This is a genomic window from Gammaproteobacteria bacterium, from assembly GCA_029880545.1.
Classification (GTDB): Bacteria; Pseudomonadota; Gammaproteobacteria; order Acidiferrobacterales; family SZUA-150; genus JAOUOD01.
In genome coordinates this window covers 153892-172625 of sequence record JAOUOD010000007.1, presented here as the reverse complement: position 1 = coordinate 172625, position 18734 = coordinate 153892, and the positions used below count along the sequence as shown (strand labels likewise).

Here is an 18734-nt window from a genome sequence, read left to right as displayed (position 1 = left end):
TTACCTCTTGGACAGAACTTGTACAGTACTTGTACAATATACCAAGACGATTCGCGCTGAAATACTCTAAATTGCTTTATAACATAGTTTTACAAAGATTGTACAGATTGCCAAAAACTTGGAAATACTTATACAACTTTGATACAGCAATATAGATTTACTAGAGAAACAACAGGGGAAATGCTCATTTTTACGGCAGGTACCCCGCAATCGGCTGGATCGGCGACAACTCATTCGGACGCGACACCCACGCGACCGCGGCAAACCAACTTGCCCGGTTGGCGATGCCGGACTCGGGCAACGTCTCCGACCAGCTTGGGATATCAGCGTTTGCCGACTTCGAGCCCAAACCAACAAAATCGTGGCGAACCAGGCTGTCCCGGTTCTCGCCAACGGTTGTCCTGGATTGCGGGTCAAAACCCGGCATGGCAACAGCCAGACGATGCCTGGTGGCGGCCATCGAGACGGGCAGAAAGTTTCTTGCCACTGACAGAGACATTCCGCGATCCCGGGTTAGCGGAACCGGGAGCCGGCGAAGTTTTGAAACGGCCGGGTCGCCAAGACTTCCCGTTGACAACAAAGGCCGGTGTATAAACAAAACTGGTTGGATGTCGGCACGCATAGCGCCGTTGGCGTTTGTTGCAGGCCGGGCTGGCGGACCATCTTTCCAGCCGAGGTGGTTCCGGGAGTCAGCATGAAACGCCAGCGGAATACAGGTTCGCCACAGATCCTTGTGCCGGGTAAACACGTTCAGGAATCGTTCCGCCGGCGGGCAACTGCTGCGGCCTTCCGATGTATACAGCTCGACAAAGCCCCGCCCGGTTCCCGATTTCAGCACCAGGGTGCCGACTTGCTGTTCCGCACCGACACACTGACAGGCAGCAACAGCACGGCCAGCACCAATGCGCCGGGAAGGTTCATTGTCGTTCTGCTTCGTGGTCGATGATATGGCACAAAGCAGGGACGATGGTTCCCGGGTTTATTCGATAGATACGGTCGCGCCCTGATCTGGCGATTTTTCCTTTATTATTTCTTTCAACTGCTCTTCGCTATCAATGACCACGCCACCCTCTTCTTTAAGTGGCCTGACAAAGGAATCGGCGGCACGCTTAAGCATGCCGTCATCACACTTTCCCTGGGTCTCAAGCCAATGCAGGGTGTTGCCGACCAGGGCAATGGAACCGGAAACGACGCCGGAAACTGCAGCCACTCCCAGCAGAACCGCAATACACTCGTGGCCACCGCAACCAATAAGCCCTCCGTCTTCACGGATCTCGACAGTCTAGCGCTTGGTAACCAGGTCACATCCAGGGTTATGGTGTTCCTGGGATACCGGCACAAACAGGCAGCCACTCAAGAACGCAGCCAGGACAATCATCGCGATCACGTTCATCACGCGATACCGGAACAGACTATAAGCCCTCATACCTCCCCCTTCATCAGCTCGCCAGTCACGGGCGATCAAAAACTGATAGATCCTGTTTGCGACTTCTCACGAATAATCATTTTGAGCTGCTCATCATTATTTATTGCAATGGCGCCGTCGTCTTCGAGCGGATCGGCGAAAGATTTTCGCGCACGGTTTAGCAGGCCATCATCACACTTTCCCTGCGCTTCCAGCCAATGCACGCTGTTGCCAACCAGGTAGACCGACCCCGAGACGATGCCGGATACCACTGCCGTGCCGGTTCCTACCAATGCAGCCACGGCACACAATACATTCGCGACATCCCCCCGGCACTGGTCCTTGATATCGCGCTCGGTTACCGCGGACCAGGTCTTGATGGTCCAGCGCTTGGTCTTGAGCGTGCAGCCATCCACCACCCGTTCATCCACTACCGGTGTGAATACGCAGGCGTTAAGCATAACCGCCAGCAACAGTGGCAAGCCGATCTTCATGAAGCAATTCCCCGCAAACCTTTTGTTATGCATACCGCCTGTCTCCCGGTCAGGTTCTATATAATAGCTGGCAATCTCGCAAATTCTTCCGGTTCACGGCAATGGCCTATCGACACCCGGAAGGCACAAAACGTCGATCCACGTCAGTCCGGTTTTCTCCTACCTTCTCCATACCCGGTGGTGGCACCATGTAGGCGCAGGACCAGTCAACGGGACTGCGCGGACTGCCGGTCACCACCAAGGGCTGGATAGTAATAATTTTTCCCTTCAGGTCATTCAGCACCGAGTTACCCAGTTGCACATGCATGGCCCCGTTTTCCAGGGTCATGCTGGTGACCGTGGTGCTGATCAACTGATCCGGCCCGGGTATATCCAGCTCTTCGTTGGTCCCGGGAAACCGGCCATGCTTGCGGTAAAACGCGTATATGGCACCCTTGTAGGCTTCCGGGATCTGCAAGGCATGATGAATCTGCTTGCGGCCGGTCAACGGCAAATTGATCGGTATCGCCATAGCCGCAAGAATGGCCATGACCAGCAGAACCACCATCAGCTCAATCAGGGTAAAACCGGTTATTGTTGCCGGCAAACGGCGGTCAGTACGCAACATACGACAAGTATATGGCATGACAGAAAAATTTCCTGCCTGCTAGCGTGACTTGGCCAGCCAGCTGTCAAGATAATTGGCGAAATTCTGTCGGTCCGCCTGGCTCATGGCCGCCGGTCCGCCGGTATTGATGCCGCTGGCGCGAAAGCTGTCCATGAAGTCGCGCATGGACAGGCGGGACTTGATGTTTTCCGGGGTAAAGCGCTCGCCGCGAGGACTGAGCGCAGCTGCGCCCTTTTCAATAACCTCCGATGCCAGGGGTATATCACTGGTTATTACCAGGTCATCGGCACAGACGCGCTTCACTATTTCATTATCAGCAACATCGAAACCGGCCGGTACCTGCAAGGCCCGGATGACGCGAGATGGCGGGGTCGGGATTAGCTGGTTGGCCACCAGGGTCAACGGCGTTTGCGTGCGCTCGGCAGCACGAAACAGTATCTCCCGGATAATTTTCGGGCAGGCGTCAGCATCAACCCAGATTTGCACAGCAGCACTCCAGACAGGGATGCCTGATTATAGCAGTGATGCTGGCGAATTACCTTGGCGAGGCAGTCCTCTCATGACCCGACTGTTCAGACAACCAGCGAACCAGGCGGTCAGCTCCTAGTGGACCGGTGATAGCCGTGCGTTCGCCATTGGCAGAAACCAGGTAGTTGCGCGGCAGCTCGCCGTGCCATAACGGATCGATTTCGTAGCGCAGGCGCTCGACAAACGAATCGGCAAACATATAGGCCGGCAACGATGCCAGGCCTGTCCTGGCCAGCAGTTCAGCAGCATTATTCCCCAGGGATATATCATCAACAGATAACAGCACCAGCGGCAAAGCCGGTTGCCGCTTCAACATGTCACCCAGTTCACGCAGCTCGTCAAAACAATAAGCGCAATCCAGTGACCATATGACCAGCACGTAGGGCTTGCCGTGATAGTGCGCACGAATCTTGTGCATGGTGCCGGAGACAAACTCCAGCGGACCGGCTGACGCGGTCATCGACCACATCATACCCACCAGCAATAAGACAAGACTTCTGTGCAACATTACCGGGATGCAGCCGAAACAACAGGGATCACTAGCAGGCCATCCTGCTGTGTTTGCCAGGTCAGCAAAACCCTGCTGCCAACAACTGTCAACATCGGGTAATCCGATGCGCCACCGGTATGGGCAAGTGTTTCCACGGCTGACCAGCGATTGTCACTGAATGTCTGCAGACGCGCATGACTCCTGCCCAGCCGGAATTCTTTCCATACTATATAAACAGCACCATTGGCAGTCGCAATGTCTGCATGCGCCGCTTGCGCCGGGGTATTGCCTACCTGTCTCGGGGCAGAAACATTGATCGTGTTACCATTTCGTTCCACGCTGGCGTAGTAAATCCCGGCCTTGTCGGTGGCACCGGTATACCACACCGCGTGCACCCGGTTGTTGTCCGCGGCTATCGACGGGCCATGATGCGGACAGGCGTTCACCTGCCAGTTATCACGGGACAGCCGGTGCATAAGGGGCTCCCCGCCAACAAACTGGATCGCGTGGTCACGTATGCCGCCATCAAAAATGTGTCGCCACAATACCACCGGCTCTGCATCCGGGGTGACCGCCAGCGCGATTCGACAACATTCACATGAGTGATCCTGCAATTTCCTGTTGTCGACAAAATCATTACCACCGTTATCTGACCAGGTGTAGTACACAGCCGCGCCGACATAGGATTCACCACGCGACCGTGCTTTTACACGATCACGCTTGTCGAGCCAGAACAGCCAGATCCGGCCATTACTGTCTACAAGCATGCTTTCAAAGCGGTGACTCGTTGCCTGGTGATCGGTATTGATCGTGACCGGCCTGCTGAAGGACTTGCCACCGTCTGCGGAACGACTGAAGCGGATATCGCCACTGAATGGGGCATTACCCAGTCGCGTCCATGACACGTATACCTGGCTGTTGCTGCCAAACGCCAGCTTTGGGCGGTTTTCGCCGTTGGCGGCTATGGCCTCGGCATCCGGATTAACAATGACTTCCGCGCCAAACTGTTTGCCGTCATTGGCTGACTGGCTGACGAAAATGCGGCCTTCACTGACTCGTGCGCGCCACAATTTTCCGTGTCGGTCCGCCTCAATCGTGACCGCCAGCGTTGGTCGAGACAGCACTTTCTGCCAGATTCGCTCACGTTTTTGCATATCGCGACCATGGCTATCATGTTGTGAAGCAGCCATGGCACCTGCTGCCAATATCAACAACAGGCAAAACATCAATGCACCTAGCGCTGGTCTCATGGGCTAGCCCCCTGCCACTGCCAGGCTATGCTGGCATGGATCAAACGGGGGGCGCCGGGAGCAAACTCCTCGCCACGGAACGCGGTATAGCTGGCCCGTTCGGAATACAGGCGATCTGCCAGGTTATAGCCACGCAACCGGAACCTCCAGTGATCAGCCAGTGGAATATTTATGATCATGCCCAGCAGACCGTGGCCGTTATACTTGTGCGTATTGGCATCATCCATCCAGTACTCGCCGAGATGAGTCCATTGCAGTTCGGCATTAAACTGTCCCCGCCGACCATATCGCAGTGTTGTATTACCAATCACTCTCGGGGCGGATGACATAATGTTGCCACTGTAATCAATATTTCCGGCACCGGCCCGCACCACCCAGTCTTCATAAGTATGTACGGCGTAGGACCAGGCCGTATCCAGTTGAACCTGTTCTGTTACAGGCAGGACTACGGTCAGCTCCGCACCCTTGTGCGAGGTCTCGCCGGCATTTACCACTTCGGTCAATCCGGAGACCGGGTTGTTAAAGACAAGAATGTCATCGGTCTTGGTCATGGAGTACAAGGACAATTCGGTTGACGCCTTCTTGCCCGGACGCCAGCGCCATCCCAGCTCATAGCTGTCCAGCTTCACCGGTTCCAGTTCCACCGTGTTGGCAGCGGATCCCTGCCGGAACAGCTGCGCTTCAGATGGCGCACGGTAACCGTGGCGGTAACTGGCAAACAGCTCCTGGTTCGGGCTGATGGAAAACAGGTAGCCAAGCTTGGGGCTGGCATGACGGTACTTCACCGTGGTGTCATCGGGTCTCTGATGGTTACCCGTAGCCAACGGCGCCAGTTCCGAATCGTATTCATATTGCATCATGTCATAACGCAACCCTGCGCTGAGCAACCCGTTCTGCCCAAGCATCATCTCGCCATGAACATAAGGCGAAACTGACGCGAAGCTGACTTTGTAGTCATACAGCAACGCCCCCTCCGCATAGGACTCATAGACACTGCCAACCCGTACCGGGCTAATGGCTGTTTCCTCACGACCACCCGGGCTGTAATCAATATCTGTACCTATTATATAGCGCACCTTGTCGGGCAAATAGACGCGGTGTTTCACCAACAATCCCAGCGAATCATTAAACGTCGTATAGACAGCAGGATCGTAGGACAGCGACCAGTTGGGCAGGATATCCATCACGTTATGACGCAGGTATGGAGTAATGCTGGTCAGGGTTCCAGCACCTTCCCGATCCCAGCTTGTCGACAACCGCAACGCGGTTACATTGCGATAGGAAATGGGTGTGTAGTTGATGGTCGGATCGGTTTTGTAGTCGGTCAATGATAACGCTGATGCACCGGCAGTCTGCTGGTCAATTTTCGAGTAGCCCAGGATGGTCTTTACCGTATCCCCACCCTCGAGTGTATTGTCCATACGCATACTGACACTGCCGCGATCATATTCGGTATTGTCACGCCAGCCATCTATGGATGCCACGTGTGCATTGACCCGGTAGCCGTTGCTGCCATCGCCGTTACCGCCGTTAACCAGGACGCGACTGTAGCCAGAACTGCCGCCTTCGATGATCAGACCGGCCTCGGCAGTCTCGGGAGCTGGCCTGGTCAACACATTTACAATGCCGCCCAATGCATCGGACCCGTACAACGCTGTACCCGGGCCCTTTAATACCTCAACACCATCGGATTGCGGCATATTGGTTTCATACAGGGCATTATGATTGAAAAATCCGGTGGAACGGGCAGGAATGCCGTCCTCAAGATAGAGATAAACCGGGCTGGTGGATAGCGGTTGACGTATTGCTGCCATGTGACCCTCGCCCTGGGTGATATTGACCAGTACGCCCGCTACCCGGTTCATGATATCTGAAGGATGAGTTGGCAAAACCTCGCGTATGGTTTCACCATCGACACCGTTGACTGTTAGCGCCTCCTGAGCACGCGCCTTTCCTTCCCGTTCACCGGTAACCGTTACTTCATCAAGCCTGACCGCTTCCGCTGCCATTGATGATTGCGAAGCCAGCGCAATCAGTGCTGCGGAAAACAGGGTCATGTAATTATTGGTATTCATTTTCCCCTCTCTGGAATGGCGACAGGACAGCGCATACCTCGCTTGCGTGACTGCGTGAAATCTGTCGCTATTTCAGGGATATTCTATTGACCTGAAGATGTGGAGAAAATGTGACACGATGTCGCGCGACATATTGTCGCAGCGGATATTTCGGAAGACCAGGCTGGCGGGAATGGCTATTTCGGCTCTAACGAACCGGCAAAGCGGTAACCTTGATCTACCCAGTATTGCAGTCTGTCGTCAGATTCAATGGCTTGCCAGCTGACAAAGACAAACCCTTTCATGGGTTTACCGGTAAAGTCCATTTCCCGAACATGCGCCTGCTTCAAGGCATGGCCATAGTATTTGGGTCCTACCCGTACCATCAGGTCAGAGCCTGCGATGCCGACGGCCATGTTCCCGTTTACCATGAAAACAATTCCACCGAACATTCTTCTTTCATAAACGTTCACATCGCCATCGAGGTATTCACGAACCCTCTGCGCCAATCCTTCATCATAGGTCAATTGATCCTCCTTTTCCGCAATGCCTGAGGCATCTTTCCCGGTGGCAATACCGATACCAAACCTGGCTGGAAAAATATGCAACTGCCGCATTGTTCTAACCATGTTTAAAACATCTATATCGAGAAAATAACCCTGACCCATACTTCAGACATACGAAAATACCCTGCTATTGCAGCACGATGGCAATATTAAAATATTACCTATACTTAATATTTGCCCGGATATTCGCCGTATAAACAATATTAATGATACTTATTCTCATTGTCGAGGTAGAGTAACGTTATTCCTACTGTGACGTAACCAGTCAAACGCTACCGTTCTCCAGGGGGGACTGAATCATGCTGGTAAAAACCATTATGACAACAGCAGTGCGATCTGCCCGGCCCGCAGCGCCGGTAAGGGATGTGGCTATCACCATGTGCTTCGACCGGATCAGTGGTCTCCCGGTCGTTGACGAGAACAACCTGGTCACCGGCGTGATATCCGAAAAAGACATATTGCATGCGATGTACCCGGATATAAATGAAGTCATGGATCGCGGTCGAATCGATTTTGAAACCCTGGAAACCGAATACAACGACATCATCACCCTGCGGGTTTCCGATATCATGACAAGGCCGGTGATTACGGTACGTGACTCTGACCCGGTATTAAAAGCCGTCTCGGTAATGTGCGTGAACCGCATACGCCGGATACCGGTTATCAATGAAAACGGTGAACTGGTCGGCATACTCAGTATGGGCGACGTTCACCGGGCCATTTTCCAGTCGAGCATTATGAAGGAATCCGACGGGCGCGGACAAAAACCGGAAAGCCGCGCAATGAACCATGCTGTTACAGTGAAGCACTAGACACCCTCGTTGGTGCACAATAGACGCGTGACATACACCCACGCACTGTTTGTGCGAAGCCGAAGACAAGTACTTCGGCTATTTTTTTGCCCAGGGTTCAGACTTCATCTTCAGGAATGATCTCGGTTTCCTGTTTGCCCGCATCAATCCAGTTCTTGATGTGTTCATTACCCAAAACAAGCCGGACGTAGTCCGCGGCAAAACCGGCCAGGCTGACATCATATCCGGCCAGTCGCAATACCACGGGTGCGTACATGGCGTCAGCTATGCTGAACCTGCCAAACAACCAGTCTCCATCAGTACCATGGTTTTGTTTGCAGTGCTCCCACAACGCGGTAATTCGATCTATATCCCGTTGAACACTGTTCGTTATCGGGTAGCCGGGAAAGTGCTTCCGACAGTTCATGGGCAAAGCAGCGCGCAGCGCGGAAAAACCGGAATGCATCTCGGCGCTGGCCGAACGCGCCGTCGCACGTGCTGCTGCATCGATCGGCCAGCCAGGCGCCTCCGGATGGAGTTCGGCCAGGTATTCCATAATGGCAATAGTGTCCCAGACATTCAACGCATCATGCCGCAGAACCGGGACCTTGTAATTGGAAAAATACGGGACGATCTGCTGCCGGTAATCATCGGTAAATAACGCCAGTCGCTTTTCCGTGAATTCGATACCCGCCTGCTTCATCCAGAACCACGGACGCAACGACCACGATGAATAGTTCTTGTTTCCGATAATTAATGTGTAGGCCATAACATCTCCATTGCATCGTTGCCAGGTCAATCCTGCACGACCGCAAATGTCGCTCGTGCCGTATCCAGTTCAATGATCACCCGGATTTCGCAATATGCATTGCCGGCTGCGGGTTCAAATCCGCAACTTCCGCCAGCGTCAATTTCGGAAAACATGACGCCAATACGGGCAGCCAGGGAACCCGGTTCGCGCGTTGTTTTCAATATTGAAATCGCAATATCCGATTCGTCAACCTGATTGCCGTGCACCAGGCATTGATGCAAAGGCAGCGTTCCCGGTTCGAGCTCGAGTAACTCGGCCTTCAATATCTCGGCAAAACGGTCACTGTCACGGGCGGCCAGCGATCCGGGCAACAGCACCGGCTGATCAACTGCTGACATAGACCTTGATCGCCATGGCAACACTGACTATGAACAGGATCGGCCTGACAATACGACTGCCGTTGCGAATCACCATATGTGAACCCAGCCATGCACCCAGCATTTGCCCCGCACCCATCACCAGTCCAACAGACCACAACACTTTTCCGCCAAGCGCAAAAAACAACAACGATGCCGCGTTACTGGTGAGATTAAGTACCTTGGCATGCGCCGTTGCCCGGGTCAGGTTATAACCCAGCAGCGCTACAAAGGCGATGCCAAAAAATGAACCGGTTCCCGGCCCAAAAAATCCATCATAAAAGCCCACACTAAAACCAACCACGAAAGCAAAACTGGCGCGACCTATTCGTTGATGCCTGTCCTCGTCTCCCATGCGCGGTGAAAACACCGTATAGATCGCCACCAGTACCAGCAACCAGGGAATCATGTTGACCAGGAAGCCGGCGGGCAGGTACTGCACCAGAACGGTTCCGGTTGCCGAACCAATAAAGGTCAACACTACCGCCAGGCTGATCTCCCGTAACTGTATCCGACCCATCCGGAAAAAAGTAATGCTCGATGACAGGGTACCAAAGGTTCCCTGCAGCTTGTTGGTGGCCAAAGCCTGGACCGGTGGCAACCCGGCCCAGATCAGGGCAGGTATGGTAAGCAAGCCGCCGCCGCCGGCGATGGCATCAACAAACCCGGCCAGTCCGGCGACGAGACACAACAATGCCAATACTTCAAATGACAACACGTCCAACATCCCGCCCTCGGTCAGAAAACGCTTGCATGGTATCAGCAAAATTCAGCGAATCAGAGCCCGGAATATGACCTGGCAAGGTAATCATGTCAGCATGGCTTCCTTGATGGCTGTCAAGGCAATGCACGGCGGCTTGTGGCCTGATACGGGGTGCAGTATTTCCCGAGTGTATTGGTGACGGAGGGCTGAACCATGAGCGACAAAATGGTTGATATCACACTGCATATTGATGAGAACACCAATCACGCTGATCGCGAAAGCTTGCGTGATGACCTGTTGCACAACGTTGGCGTAATGGCTGCGGATTATGATGAGAAGACACCTCATCTCATGACCATTGCGTATGATCCGGACAAGATTAATTCATCCCGGTTTGTCCGAATTGCCGAAAACAAGGGGCTTCACGCTGAACTGATAGGACTGTAGCTCCAGCAGCCCGGGATCAGGCCGGACTGCCAACTGCCTGCCTGTCTTCGACAGGCAGCATGGATAGCGCCCGCATGATCAAGTCACGTTTGTCGCTGGTTTCATGAAACAGCGCCGAGGCGCTTCGCGTAATTACCGGCGCCTCCACCTCGAAAAGGCGGCCTTCCAGCAGGTCCTGTTCCACCATGGGGCGCGCCAGGTAACAACTGCCGCCACGCTGCAGAACAAAATCTCGCGCCAACCTGCCCTGCTCCATTCGCAAACGCGGGCTGGGGATCTCCGGAAACAGTTCCGCGTGGCGACGCGCGAACATGCCGCCCCAGTCTACGTATACATAATCCTGCGCCACCGCCTGCTGCATGGCCTGGTTCGGACGTGACGACACCAGCACCAGGGGTGTTGCCGCCAGCTCGACCGCAACAATGCCCCTCGGTCGCGGCGCTTCAAACATAAAGGCAATATCAACGGCGCGCTCAAACAATGCCGACATCAACTCCGAGCTTTGTTTCACCTCGCCGATTACCGCCAGCTCCGGGAACCGGTCGAACAGGCCGGTCAGCCACCGGTTGAGCACGATATCCCACATGCTGGGCATGCCACCGACAACCAGCAGCTGTTCAAACTGATCACCGATTGCGACTTCCTGTCGCGCGCGTCTCCAGGTGGCAGAAATACTTTCGGCAAACGGTACCAGGTGCCGACCGGCCGGGGTTAACTGCAAGTCGTTTCGCACTCGCAGAAACAGTGGGCTGCCGACGAGCTGTTCAAGCAGGCTGATGCGGGCGCTGACGGTTGACTGGCTGACAAAAAGATTCTCTGCGGCGCGGCCAAAATGCCGGGTACGTTTTACTTCCAGAAACGTTTTCAGAACCTCTATATCCAAGCCTGGCGCCCTCGATTGATCGAAAAAACCGATTGATGTAATCACAAAATTTCACTGTACGCATCCGGTTTTTTTCCCTATACAAGCGCTGAAGGCACACGGGCGTGTCGCTGTCGGCTGGCCTTTATGCAACCCGCACTATTGACTCTTATGGGAGGCCAACCATGGCAAATTCTGTTGTAAAAATGGGTATGATTGCTCTGATCGCCGGCATGCTGGCAACACCAGCCTGGGCTGAAGACGCTGATCAGGAAGTAAAAGAAAACTGCGCAAAAGAAGCGCAGGATGCTGGTATTACTGATGCTGGTGAGCGCGACGCGTTCATCAAGGAATGTGTTGCAGAAGCCAAGGGCGGCAAATAAGTCGCTGCTCCTCGGAGCTTCACTATTCCGGCCCCTCCCCATGGAGGGGCTTTTTTGTTGCGCCCCGAACCGACCCGTCCCGGCCGACCCGTCAGATTCGATACTGGGCCATCACCAGGGTATCCTCAAACTCACCATCGAGGTACCTCAGGTATTTCTTGCGCCCTTCAACCTCGTAACCATGTTTCAGGTACAGATTGATCGCCGCCTCGTTTCCGGCAAACACCTCCAGGTCCAGGCGTCTGAATCCATACGCCCAGGCCGCCTCTACCAGGTGAGTCAGCAGGCGATTGCCAACTCCCTGGCCGCGGTATTCCTTGAGCACGCCCATGCCGAGGCGGCCTATGTGCATATAAGGCGGTCGGGTAAACGGGCAAGTAATATCACCCCAAGCGATAATCCTGTTGTTGTGTTCGGCAACAAGATGCGGATAACCCTTTTCCAGGTTATCCTGAATAAATGATTGCGTGGATTCCAGTGACGGCCGATCCAGGGTGGCAAGAAAAACCTTCTCCAGCGCCACCGATTCAATAACGTCGCAAATCTCGTCCGCATCCTCTTTGCGCACTCTTCTTATCATTATCTCCATGCTGCGCCTTCGCATGACAACGTGGCGTCAATGTCCTGCACTACCCCTTACAAAACACTGACATTTAGAAAATTCCTCAACAGATTAGCATATTCGGCATAATCTGAAAGATCGTTGTGGCCGGCCTGATCGAGAGTGGCCGACTGAACACGAGGCGCATCCAGCTGTCTCAATAGCGCCAGGCTGCATTGCCGCGGCACTACCTCATCATGTCCTGCCATAACCAGCAACACCGGTACCAATATCCGGCTGGCAATCGAAGCGGAGTCATAGCGATCCCGCAATAACCATCGCACCGGCAACAGCGGGTAATGACGCCGGGCAACACATACCACACTGGAAAACGGTGTCACCAAAACCAGGCGCGAGACCGGCCTGTTAGCCGACAACCATGCGCCGACTGATGCGCCCAGGCTCCGACCAATAACCGCAACTGACCTGTGCTGCCCGGCTACCCGGTCATACCAGGCCAGGGCATCTGCGTATAAATGCCGTTCCGTCGGATGACCGGTGCTCTGACCGTAACCCCGGTAATCCGTCAGGTAAACCGTATGATCGGGAAAGAGGCGCGTAAATTCCGGGCCGTTCAGCCCGGTGAATTCCGCGTTGCCGCCAAAATACAGAATGGCATCTACGTGACCGGGGTTCAACACCCATACGTTCAGACTGGCCGCCGGCAATTCCAGTCGAATTGTTTGAGCGACTCCCGGCCGGTTTCCGGTTACCGGGTAATACATCAGGGTACGCTGATTGAAATACAACAACAGGCATATGCCTATATATACAATCAATACCAGTATCACCAACACAATCACAAACCTCACCATACTGACTCCCGGATACGGATCAATAGTTCGATTTGGTGCAAAATATCAGAAACCGGAACCAGCCTTTCATGGCCATGTATTTTAAAGCCTGTTGGTCCCAGCCTGGTTTTCTTCAGCGATGACAATAACCGGCACCCATGATTATTGACACAGTTTTTTGCCGACAGCTTTCATGTCTGACCCGGAATCGTTCCGGTAATACCGGGCTCGGTGATGTCCAGGCCTGGAGACCCTCATCTGTGGCAGATGTTGTCGCCTATTGATCAGGGGAAATTCCGCTGACAGGCTGGCACGAGACAAGCTGATAAACACTTACTCGCAACATTTCACAGGGGAAACGGCGCTGTAGCCGTCAGTCAGTGTTTTCATGAACGCAACAATGTCATCTATCTCCTGGTCGGTCAGCCCCAGGTCACCCAGCTCATCCTTGTTTATGTTCCGCCTGACTTCCGCTGCGGCCCATTTGCTACTGACATCGCGTGCATTATAAAACTCCACTACTTCGCGCAAGGAACCGAACACACCGTTATGCATGTAGGGTGCAGTCAGGGCAATATTTCGCAACGTTGGCACCTTGAATTTGCCATTGCCGGTAGCATCGTTGAGGATCTTGCCCAGCCCGGTATCAATATAGCGTTTACCATCGGCATTAAACTGCGGATCCTGGGTATAGAACGGGCTCGCAGGGTTGGCCGGCACACCAAGATTGTCGTAACTGAAATCCGTGAACAGCGGTGCCGCGCCATTGTCCGGCCGGCTCGGATGACAAGCGGCGCAATTACCCTTCTTTTCATCCTCAAACAATCTCAGCCCGCGAAGCTCCTGCTGGGTCAGCCTGACCTGGCCGGCGAGATAGGCATCATATTTTGAACTGAAACTGTTTAGCTCGGTACTGCGAACATATGCCGCCAACGCCAGGGCCAGGGCATCAATTCCGCTTTGCTCCTGGCTCAATACCTCCGTGCCAAATACGTGGCGAAATTGACTGGTATAACCGGAATTGTTGAGTCGATTGACGATATCGGCCTTGCCGGTATTGGCCATTTCGACCGGGCTCATCACGGGACCCAGCACCTGCTGCTCCAGCGTGGCGGCTCGGCCATCCATAAAGAACCCGCCCCGATGCAGCGCTTGTTTCTTGTCGAAGTGAAACTCCGGCGCCCGCGCGAGGTAAGTCACAGTCGGTGCGTTGCGCGGCGTAAATCGTCCCGGGCGCACGCCTTCAGATACCGGCAACCGATCTGAGCGGGGATCGCTGAAACCATGCTGCGGCGAATGGCAGTGAGCACATGATTGCCCTGCCGGCGATGACAGTCGCGCATCAAAAAACAGTTGTTTGCCGAGCGCCTGGATCGGTGTCAGATCGGCAGCCTGTGCCGTGAACAATGGAGTAAAAATCGTTACTGCCAAGGACAGCATCGGAACAACACGGAAAAACATTCTTATAGATCCTGATCGAGTGAATCGAGGAGCGGAGTCTATTGAGAATGATTCTCATTTTCAATATTTACGGAATTATTCTTTTGCTTAAAACCGGCACTTCGTCATCAATAATAGTTAACTCATTGTTTTATACTATATTTTATTGCCAAAATACTCCTTGAGACAGGCCGTCCCGGCTATGAATAAAAGTACCAGCCAGTCATGGTTGCGGCAAATAACATCACCGCCAGGGACAGCGCGCTGTACCATTCGGACACCCGGTAACGCCTGGCATTGGCCACTACCGAAATCCACATGGGAAAGCCCGCGCTCAGTATGGCAATACCCAGCGCCAGGTCCGCAACGGATTCGTAGGTGATAACCATCCCGCCTCCGAGCAGAACCAGCGCGCTCGCCAGGACACCGCTGGCATGCAACAGTGATGCCATAATATAGTTTTTCATGTTACTCCCCGTCCCATGTTGTTATTGATTGTCTTTGCCCGGCAGCTGGCTGTCGGTGCAGCGCCCACTAAATCAAATACGGTGGCGCCCGGCAATCAGTTTTCCCGGTTTCAGTCATTTCCATGACGCGGCAAAGCGCTGAATAATACGGGCAACTGGTTCAACAGTCTGCACATGGCCGGCACTTTTACCGGCCTGCCAGTATTCCACGCTGCCTTGCTTGTCCAGGGAGGCATGCTTGAGTCGATACAATGATCTCAATGCATACACAGCGCGCACCAGGTAACGTGTCCGCTTGCCTTGCAACAGCCACGCCGCCAGTCGCCCGGTCTTGAGGCCGGTCTTTTTAATAAAGGGCGTATTGATGACTGCCACAGGTACACCGGTAACGCGCTCACTCAGGACAATATCGTTTTCAGTCGCCCGGACTATGGCTTGCTTGTAGACTTCCGATGCCGTGCATTCAACAGTGGCAATAAATCTCGTCCCCATTTGCACACCGGCATAACCCAGGCTCACTGCCTCTGCAAAGTCTGTTTCGTTACCGATACCACCGGCGCAAACCAGTGGCAACCCGAGGTCGCCAAGCTCATCATAAAGTTGCGCCGCTGACCTGGCGCCAGCGTGACCTCCGGCACGGCTGTTGACAGCAATCAATCCATCAGCGCCGCCGTCCAAGCCTTTCAAAGCCCATTTGCGCTCAGTTACATCATGGTAGACGATGCCGCCAACTGCATGTACCCGCTCTACTACCCAGTCCGGCTTGCCCAAAGACGTGATAAAAAACCGCACACCCTCTTCCAGGGCAATATCCACCCATTGCAGCATTCGCTCATGGTAACGTTTTGATGTTTTCTCGATCAATGCATTCATGCCGACAGGCTTATCGGTGAGTCGCCGGATATAACGCAAACCATCACGAAACCCGTAACCATGAACAAAGGTCAATGAAATGGGCTGAACAATACCCAGCGCACCGGCCTCGGAAACTGCGGCAACCAGTTCCGGGTTGCTGCACGGATACATGGGGCCACAAATCAGCGGCAGCTGCACCCCGGCATGACGCGTGAGCGCTGTCTGACGATCATTATTATTCATCAGGTATCAATCCCAATCGCCACCGGGCGGTGCAGCGCGCCACGACATCTCCCGACTGATCACGTATATCGGCTATCACTTCGTGTTCGATTTCGTCGTTAACGGGAGGTTGCCGCGTGATCGCCTCGGCCACCAGCGGGCCACGCGCTTTTTTGAAATAATCCATTGATAATCCCGTAATAATGGCACGCACATTGGCCGGCAACCCGGCCATCAGCGCCAGCCCTGTGGTCACTTCACCAACGTTCATCAGCGCGATGGCATGAATACTGTTTAGGTGGTTCCGTAGCTTGCGCCGGTCCGCAATTGAAACGCGTGCGTGCCCGGGGCCAAGATCCTGGACACGGGCGTTTATGGTTCCGGTATAGGGAGCCATCCAGCCAAGCAGGCGACTGAACATCCAGCGACCGCCTGGTAGCGGCGACAACCGCTGCCATAGCTGCAGGATTCTGACACCGATAGCTGGTGCGCGCGTTGCAACAACCGGTTTATTCATAAGCCGTCTCCACTTGCCCGCAACATCACGACCAACAATAAACCGACCTCGTCGCCGTGTATTCCTTGACTAGGGTCAAAGCACATGCACTCTCGTCATGTTAATTAAGTACACCGTTTCTCGCACATTGCCACAAGTACCATAATAACCTGTATTGACCGGCGTACCCGGCAATTACCTGAGCAGGAAGCCGAGGAATTCCCCAAAACGACACATTGGCGCGACGATGTCCTTAATAACCGGAATCAAGACGGGCCAACCAGCATGACTGAATCGCATTTGCATTATACTCACCGACCGGGACATTCGGCCACACGATCCCTAAAACGCAAGCACTGCAAAAACGGCTCACCGGAATCCAGGTACATCCCGGGCGATGAAATCGTCATTTTGGGTCTCCCGCTGACCGGTAATCGCAAGCTCGCACCGGTACTGACTCATGATTACGATCCCCCGAAGAATGTTGACAGTGGCTCGGGATTTGATGTTCGAATCTATACCCTGGGACGATTTTCTCTTGTTCTGAACAATCAACCGGTTCACTTCACAACCAAGTCCAAGAAAAAACCCCTGGAACTGTTGAAAGCACTTGTCGCTTTTGGTGGCCGGGAAGTGGGCGAAGCCCACCTTTCGGATGCCCTGTGGCCGGGTCATGACGGAGACGCAGCGCACAGGGCGCTCGCGACAACATTACATCGGCTCAGGAAACTGCTCCGCAAGATCAACGCACTTGAACACCGTGATGCAAAACTGTCGCTGAGCCCGGAATTCTGCTGGATTGACAGTTGGCAATTTGAGCGCCTGATTGGAGATACAATCAACCTCAATACAGAACATTCCGACTGGAACGTCGCTAACAGGCTCGAACGCGCCATCAAGTTATACAAAGGCCCGTTCCTCGGGGTTGAGGAACCGCAGGCATGGGACCTGTTGATGCGGGAAAGACTCAGGAGCAAGTATATCAGGGCATTGCACGCTCTCGGTCGTTACTATCGATACACGGGAAATTGCGAGCAATCGATCATCACGTATGAGACGGCACTTGAAACAGACGGGCTGGCGGAATCGTTGTATCGTGGACTCATGTTATGTTACGCGGGAAACGGGGACAGGGCAAAAGCGCTGGCAGTATTTCATCGTTGTCGTGAAACGCTTTTCACGGTCCTGGGAGTTTCGCCTTCCCGGGAGCTGCGAGCACTCTATGACAGTTTCCGCAGGGGCGATACCGGAAAAGCGGATGAATTCTGCTTCCGATGCAGAAACACCGGCACGAAACAGAAATCATTTAATCGTATTTCATGAAAACAGCGTATTCGTTACCAGGAATAACCGGATTATTGCCCCTGGATGATTGTTATTCATTCGCTGAATCACAATAACGCGCACCGATATCGGTAACCAATCTGTAACTCCCGGTCATGTAGCATTACCGCATCCTCCGACGAATCAATTCAGGACAGCTGTCGCCAGGCGGGGGACTACCCGGATGCTCAATGCCTATTTGACAAGGAGATCAACATGAAATTAACCAAACATCTGTTTACCGGCGCCGTCGCCTTGACAGGCGTGGCGCTGATCGGACCGGCACAAGCCGGAACGGCCACCGGCTCACTTGATGTTAGTGCCACGGTCGAGCCATTGTGCCTTGTATCCACTACCCCGGTCGATTTCGGAATCCATACCAATTCCGTCAACACCGCTGAAGGCTCAATAAGAGTGACCTGTTCACCCACGGTTGCCTACAACATTGCCATGGATGGAGGGTTGAACGTGAGCAATGCCCTGGAGCGCCGCATGGGCGACGGCCTGGGCAATCTGATCATCTACGGTCTGCACAAGATCGGCACCTGGAATGACTTCTGGGGTGACCAGGATTTTGCAGCCACCACGAAAGGTACGAGTATTGCCGGTGTTGGCACAGGAGTGGATGAACTTCGCATCGTCTATGGCTACAGTAACTACAGCTTCCTGCCAATGCAGGTTCCCGGTTTCTATCAGGACACTGTAACGGTTTCTGTTCACTACTAGCCATTGACAATCTGTAACCCAGGGCCTGTGCAGAGAGACTCTGCACAGGCTGCAGTCATGAAC

Annotated in this window: 25 protein-coding genes; 5 read left to right on the top strand and 20 right to left on the bottom strand. The window is 53.9% G+C overall.

Annotated features, from left to right (window positions below; all coding sequences use genetic code 11):
* Nucleotides 1–190 precede the first annotated feature (190 nt).
* The 10 genes from OEZ10_10090 to OEZ10_10045 all read right to left on the bottom strand — a co-directional run bounded on the left by OEZ10_10090 (nucleotide 191) and on the right by OEZ10_10045 (nucleotide 7355).
* Nucleotides 191–838 (bottom strand): DUF1223 domain-containing protein, encoded by a 648-nt coding sequence (locus OEZ10_10090; protein ID MDH5633325.1) that lies wholly within the window; start codon nucleotides 836–838, stop codon nucleotides 191–193.
* A gap of 141 nt (nucleotides 839–979) precedes the next feature.
* Nucleotides 980–1210, bottom strand: coding sequence for a hypothetical protein (locus tag OEZ10_10085; GenBank protein ID MDH5633324.1), 231 nt, complete (start codon nucleotides 1208–1210; stop codon nucleotides 980–982).
* A gap of 72 nt (nucleotides 1211–1282) precedes the next feature.
* A complete protein-coding gene (locus OEZ10_10080) occupies nucleotides 1283–1426 on the bottom strand; it encodes a hypothetical protein (GenBank protein MDH5633323.1) in 144 nt (47 codons plus the stop codon).
* 35 nt (nucleotides 1427–1461) lie between these two features.
* Nucleotides 1462–1899, bottom strand: coding sequence for a hypothetical protein (locus OEZ10_10075; protein ID MDH5633322.1), 438 nt, complete (start codon nucleotides 1897–1899; stop codon nucleotides 1462–1464).
* A gap of 106 nt (nucleotides 1900–2005) precedes the next feature.
* Nucleotides 2006–2524, bottom strand: coding sequence for a pilin (locus OEZ10_10070; protein MDH5633321.1), 519 nt, complete (start codon nucleotides 2522–2524; stop codon nucleotides 2006–2008).
* A gap of 21 nt (nucleotides 2525–2545) precedes the next feature.
* Nucleotides 2546–2992 (bottom strand): YaiI/YqxD family protein, encoded by a 447-nt coding sequence (locus tag OEZ10_10065; GenBank protein ID MDH5633320.1) that lies wholly within the window; start codon nucleotides 2990–2992, stop codon nucleotides 2546–2548.
* Between the two features lie 49 nt (nucleotides 2993–3041).
* Nucleotides 3042–3542 (bottom strand): TlpA family protein disulfide reductase, encoded by a 501-nt coding sequence (locus tag OEZ10_10060; GenBank protein MDH5633319.1) that lies wholly within the window; start codon nucleotides 3540–3542, stop codon nucleotides 3042–3044.
* Nucleotides 3542–4774, bottom strand: a complete 1233-nt coding sequence (locus OEZ10_10055; GenBank protein MDH5633318.1) for a glycoside hydrolase — start codon at nucleotides 4772–4774, stop codon at nucleotides 3542–3544. Before OEZ10_10055 ends, OEZ10_10060 begins: the two co-directional genes overlap by 1 nt.
* On the bottom strand, nucleotides 4771–6849 hold the full coding sequence (locus tag OEZ10_10050) for a TonB-dependent receptor (GenBank protein MDH5633317.1): 2079 nt from the start codon (nucleotides 6847–6849) through the stop codon (nucleotides 4771–4773). Before OEZ10_10050 ends, OEZ10_10055 begins: the two co-directional genes overlap by 4 nt.
* A gap of 176 nt (nucleotides 6850–7025) precedes the next feature.
* On the bottom strand, nucleotides 7026–7355 hold the full coding sequence (locus tag OEZ10_10045) for a TfoX/Sxy family protein (protein ID MDH5633316.1): 330 nt from the start codon (nucleotides 7353–7355) through the stop codon (nucleotides 7026–7028).
* Nucleotides 7356–7693: 338 nt separating this feature from the next.
* Between OEZ10_10045 and OEZ10_10040 the strand changes: the two genes are divergently transcribed.
* Nucleotides 7694–8206, top strand: coding sequence for a CBS domain-containing protein (locus tag OEZ10_10040; GenBank protein ID MDH5633315.1), 513 nt, complete (start codon nucleotides 7694–7696; stop codon nucleotides 8204–8206).
* Between the two features lie 97 nt (nucleotides 8207–8303).
* On the opposite strand, the gene OEZ10_10035 is transcribed toward OEZ10_10040, so the two are convergent.
* The 3 genes from OEZ10_10035 to OEZ10_10025 are packed head-to-tail and all read right to left on the bottom strand — an operon-like array spanning nucleotide 8304 to nucleotide 10079.
* Complete coding sequence (locus tag OEZ10_10035) at nucleotides 8304–8954, bottom strand: glutathione S-transferase family protein (protein MDH5633314.1); 651 nt, start codon at nucleotides 8952–8954, stop codon at nucleotides 8304–8306.
* 26 nt (nucleotides 8955–8980) lie between these two features.
* A complete protein-coding gene (locus OEZ10_10030; protein MDH5633313.1) occupies nucleotides 8981–9334 on the bottom strand; it encodes a glucosamine--fructose-6-phosphate aminotransferase in 354 nt (117 codons plus the stop codon).
* Nucleotides 9321–10079: a TSUP family transporter gene (locus OEZ10_10025; GenBank protein ID MDH5633312.1), complete on the bottom strand. Its 759-nt coding sequence runs from the start codon at nucleotides 10077–10079 to the stop codon at nucleotides 9321–9323. The genes OEZ10_10030 and OEZ10_10025 overlap by 14 nt, the downstream gene beginning before the upstream one ends.
* Before the next feature lie 189 nt (nucleotides 10080–10268).
* On the opposite strand from OEZ10_10025, the gene OEZ10_10020 reads away from it, so the two are divergent.
* The gene (locus tag OEZ10_10020; protein MDH5633311.1) at nucleotides 10269–10502 is read left to right on the top strand and encodes an ATP-binding protein; all 234 of its coding nucleotides are present in this window, start codon (nucleotides 10269–10271) and stop codon (nucleotides 10500–10502) included.
* Nucleotides 10503–10518: 16 nt separating this feature from the next.
* On the opposite strand, the gene OEZ10_10015 is transcribed toward OEZ10_10020, so the two are convergent.
* Complete coding sequence (locus tag OEZ10_10015) at nucleotides 10519–11385, bottom strand: LysR family transcriptional regulator (protein MDH5633310.1); 867 nt, start codon at nucleotides 11383–11385, stop codon at nucleotides 10519–10521.
* 164 nt (nucleotides 11386–11549) lie between these two features.
* Here OEZ10_10015 and OEZ10_10010 point away from each other — a divergent pair, with 164 nt between their 5' ends.
* Nucleotides 11550–11747: a hypothetical protein gene (locus tag OEZ10_10010; GenBank protein ID MDH5633309.1), complete on the top strand. Its 198-nt coding sequence runs from the start codon at nucleotides 11550–11552 to the stop codon at nucleotides 11745–11747.
* Nucleotides 11748–11838: 91 nt separating this feature from the next.
* Here OEZ10_10010 and OEZ10_10005 read toward each other — a convergent pair whose 3' ends face one another.
* The 6 genes from OEZ10_10005 to OEZ10_09980 all read right to left on the bottom strand — a co-directional run bounded on the left by OEZ10_10005 (nucleotide 11839) and on the right by OEZ10_09980 (nucleotide 16643).
* Nucleotides 11839–12336: a GNAT family N-acetyltransferase gene (locus OEZ10_10005; GenBank protein ID MDH5633308.1), complete on the bottom strand. Its 498-nt coding sequence runs from the start codon at nucleotides 12334–12336 to the stop codon at nucleotides 11839–11841.
* 47 nt (nucleotides 12337–12383) lie between these two features.
* On the bottom strand, nucleotides 12384–13151 hold the full coding sequence (locus OEZ10_10000; GenBank protein MDH5633307.1) for a lysophospholipase: 768 nt from the start codon (nucleotides 13149–13151) through the stop codon (nucleotides 12384–12386).
* Between the two features lie 324 nt (nucleotides 13152–13475).
* The gene (locus tag OEZ10_09995; GenBank protein MDH5633306.1) at nucleotides 13476–14603 is read right to left on the bottom strand and encodes a c-type cytochrome; all 1128 of its coding nucleotides are present in this window, start codon (nucleotides 14601–14603) and stop codon (nucleotides 13476–13478) included.
* A gap of 179 nt (nucleotides 14604–14782) precedes the next feature.
* Nucleotides 14783–15049: a hypothetical protein gene (locus OEZ10_09990; protein MDH5633305.1), complete on the bottom strand. Its 267-nt coding sequence runs from the start codon at nucleotides 15047–15049 to the stop codon at nucleotides 14783–14785.
* A 114-nt stretch (nucleotides 15050–15163) separates the two neighbouring features.
* Entirely contained in the window at nucleotides 15164–16147 is a 984-nt protein-coding gene (locus OEZ10_09985) for a nitronate monooxygenase (GenBank protein MDH5633304.1), read from the bottom strand.
* Nucleotides 16140–16643: a DUF4442 domain-containing protein gene (locus OEZ10_09980; GenBank protein MDH5633303.1), complete on the bottom strand. Its 504-nt coding sequence runs from the start codon at nucleotides 16641–16643 to the stop codon at nucleotides 16140–16142. Before OEZ10_09980 ends, OEZ10_09985 begins: the two co-directional genes overlap by 8 nt.
* A 264-nt stretch (nucleotides 16644–16907) precedes the next feature.
* On the opposite strand from OEZ10_09980, the gene OEZ10_09975 reads away from it, so the two are divergent.
* Complete coding sequence (locus OEZ10_09975; protein MDH5633302.1) at nucleotides 16908–17945, top strand: hypothetical protein; 1038 nt, start codon at nucleotides 16908–16910, stop codon at nucleotides 17943–17945.
* A gap of 216 nt (nucleotides 17946–18161) precedes the next feature.
* Complete coding sequence (locus OEZ10_09970; protein ID MDH5633301.1) at nucleotides 18162–18671, top strand: spore coat U domain-containing protein; 510 nt, start codon at nucleotides 18162–18164, stop codon at nucleotides 18669–18671.
* Nucleotides 18672–18734 lie beyond the last annotated feature (63 nt).

Bases quoted from the DNA above. Each gene is read 5' to 3' on its own strand.
- OEZ10_09975 (MDH5633302.1), top strand. From the start codon at position 16,908: ATGACTGAATCGCATTTGCATTATACTCACCGACCGGGACATTCGGCC.
- OEZ10_10010 (MDH5633309.1), top strand. From the start codon at position 11,550: ATGGCAAATTCTGTTGTAAAAATGGGTATGATTGCTCTGATCGCCGGC.
- OEZ10_10035 (MDH5633314.1), bottom strand. From the start codon at position 8,954: ATGGCCTACACATTAATTATCGGAAACAAGAACTATTCATCGTGGTCG.
- OEZ10_10055 (MDH5633318.1), bottom strand. From the start codon at position 4,774: ATGAGACCAGCGCTAGGTGCATTGATGTTTTGCCTGTTGTTGATATTG.
- OEZ10_10075 (MDH5633322.1), bottom strand. From the start codon at position 1,899: ATGAAGATCGGCTTGCCACTGTTGCTGGCGGTTATGCTTAACGCCTGC.
- OEZ10_10060 (MDH5633319.1), bottom strand. From the start codon at position 3,542: ATGTTGCACAGAAGTCTTGTCTTATTGCTGGTGGGTATGATGTGGTCG.
- OEZ10_10030 (MDH5633313.1), bottom strand. From the start codon at position 9,334: ATGTCAGCAGTTGATCAGCCGGTGCTGTTGCCCGGATCGCTGGCCGCC.
- OEZ10_09980 (MDH5633303.1), bottom strand. From the start codon at position 16,643: ATGAATAAACCGGTTGTTGCAACGCGCGCACCAGCTATCGGTGTCAGA.
- OEZ10_09985 (MDH5633304.1), bottom strand. From the start codon at position 16,147: ATGAATAATAATGATCGTCAGACAGCGCTCACGCGTCATGCCGGGGTG.
- OEZ10_09970 (MDH5633301.1), top strand. From the start codon at position 18,162: ATGAAATTAACCAAACATCTGTTTACCGGCGCCGTCGCCTTGACAGGC.
- OEZ10_09990 (MDH5633305.1), bottom strand. From the start codon at position 15,049: ATGAAAAACTATATTATGGCATCACTGTTGCATGCCAGCGGTGTCCTG.
- OEZ10_10040 (MDH5633315.1), top strand. From the start codon at position 7,694: ATGCTGGTAAAAACCATTATGACAACAGCAGTGCGATCTGCCCGGCCC.
- OEZ10_09995 (MDH5633306.1), bottom strand. From the start codon at position 14,603: ATGTTTTTCCGTGTTGTTCCGATGCTGTCCTTGGCAGTAACGATTTTT.
- OEZ10_10005 (MDH5633308.1), bottom strand. From the start codon at position 12,336: ATGGAGATAATGATAAGAAGAGTGCGCAAAGAGGATGCGGACGAGATT.
- OEZ10_10050 (MDH5633317.1), bottom strand. From the start codon at position 6,849: ATGAATACCAATAATTACATGACCCTGTTTTCCGCAGCACTGATTGCG.
- OEZ10_10025 (MDH5633312.1), bottom strand. From the start codon at position 10,079: ATGTTGGACGTGTTGTCATTTGAAGTATTGGCATTGTTGTGTCTCGTC.
- OEZ10_10070 (MDH5633321.1), bottom strand. From the start codon at position 2,524: ATGCCATATACTTGTCGTATGTTGCGTACTGACCGCCGTTTGCCGGCA.
- OEZ10_10080 (MDH5633323.1), bottom strand. From the start codon at position 1,426: ATGAGGGCTTATAGTCTGTTCCGGTATCGCGTGATGAACGTGATCGCG.
- OEZ10_10020 (MDH5633311.1), top strand. From the start codon at position 10,269: ATGAGCGACAAAATGGTTGATATCACACTGCATATTGATGAGAACACC.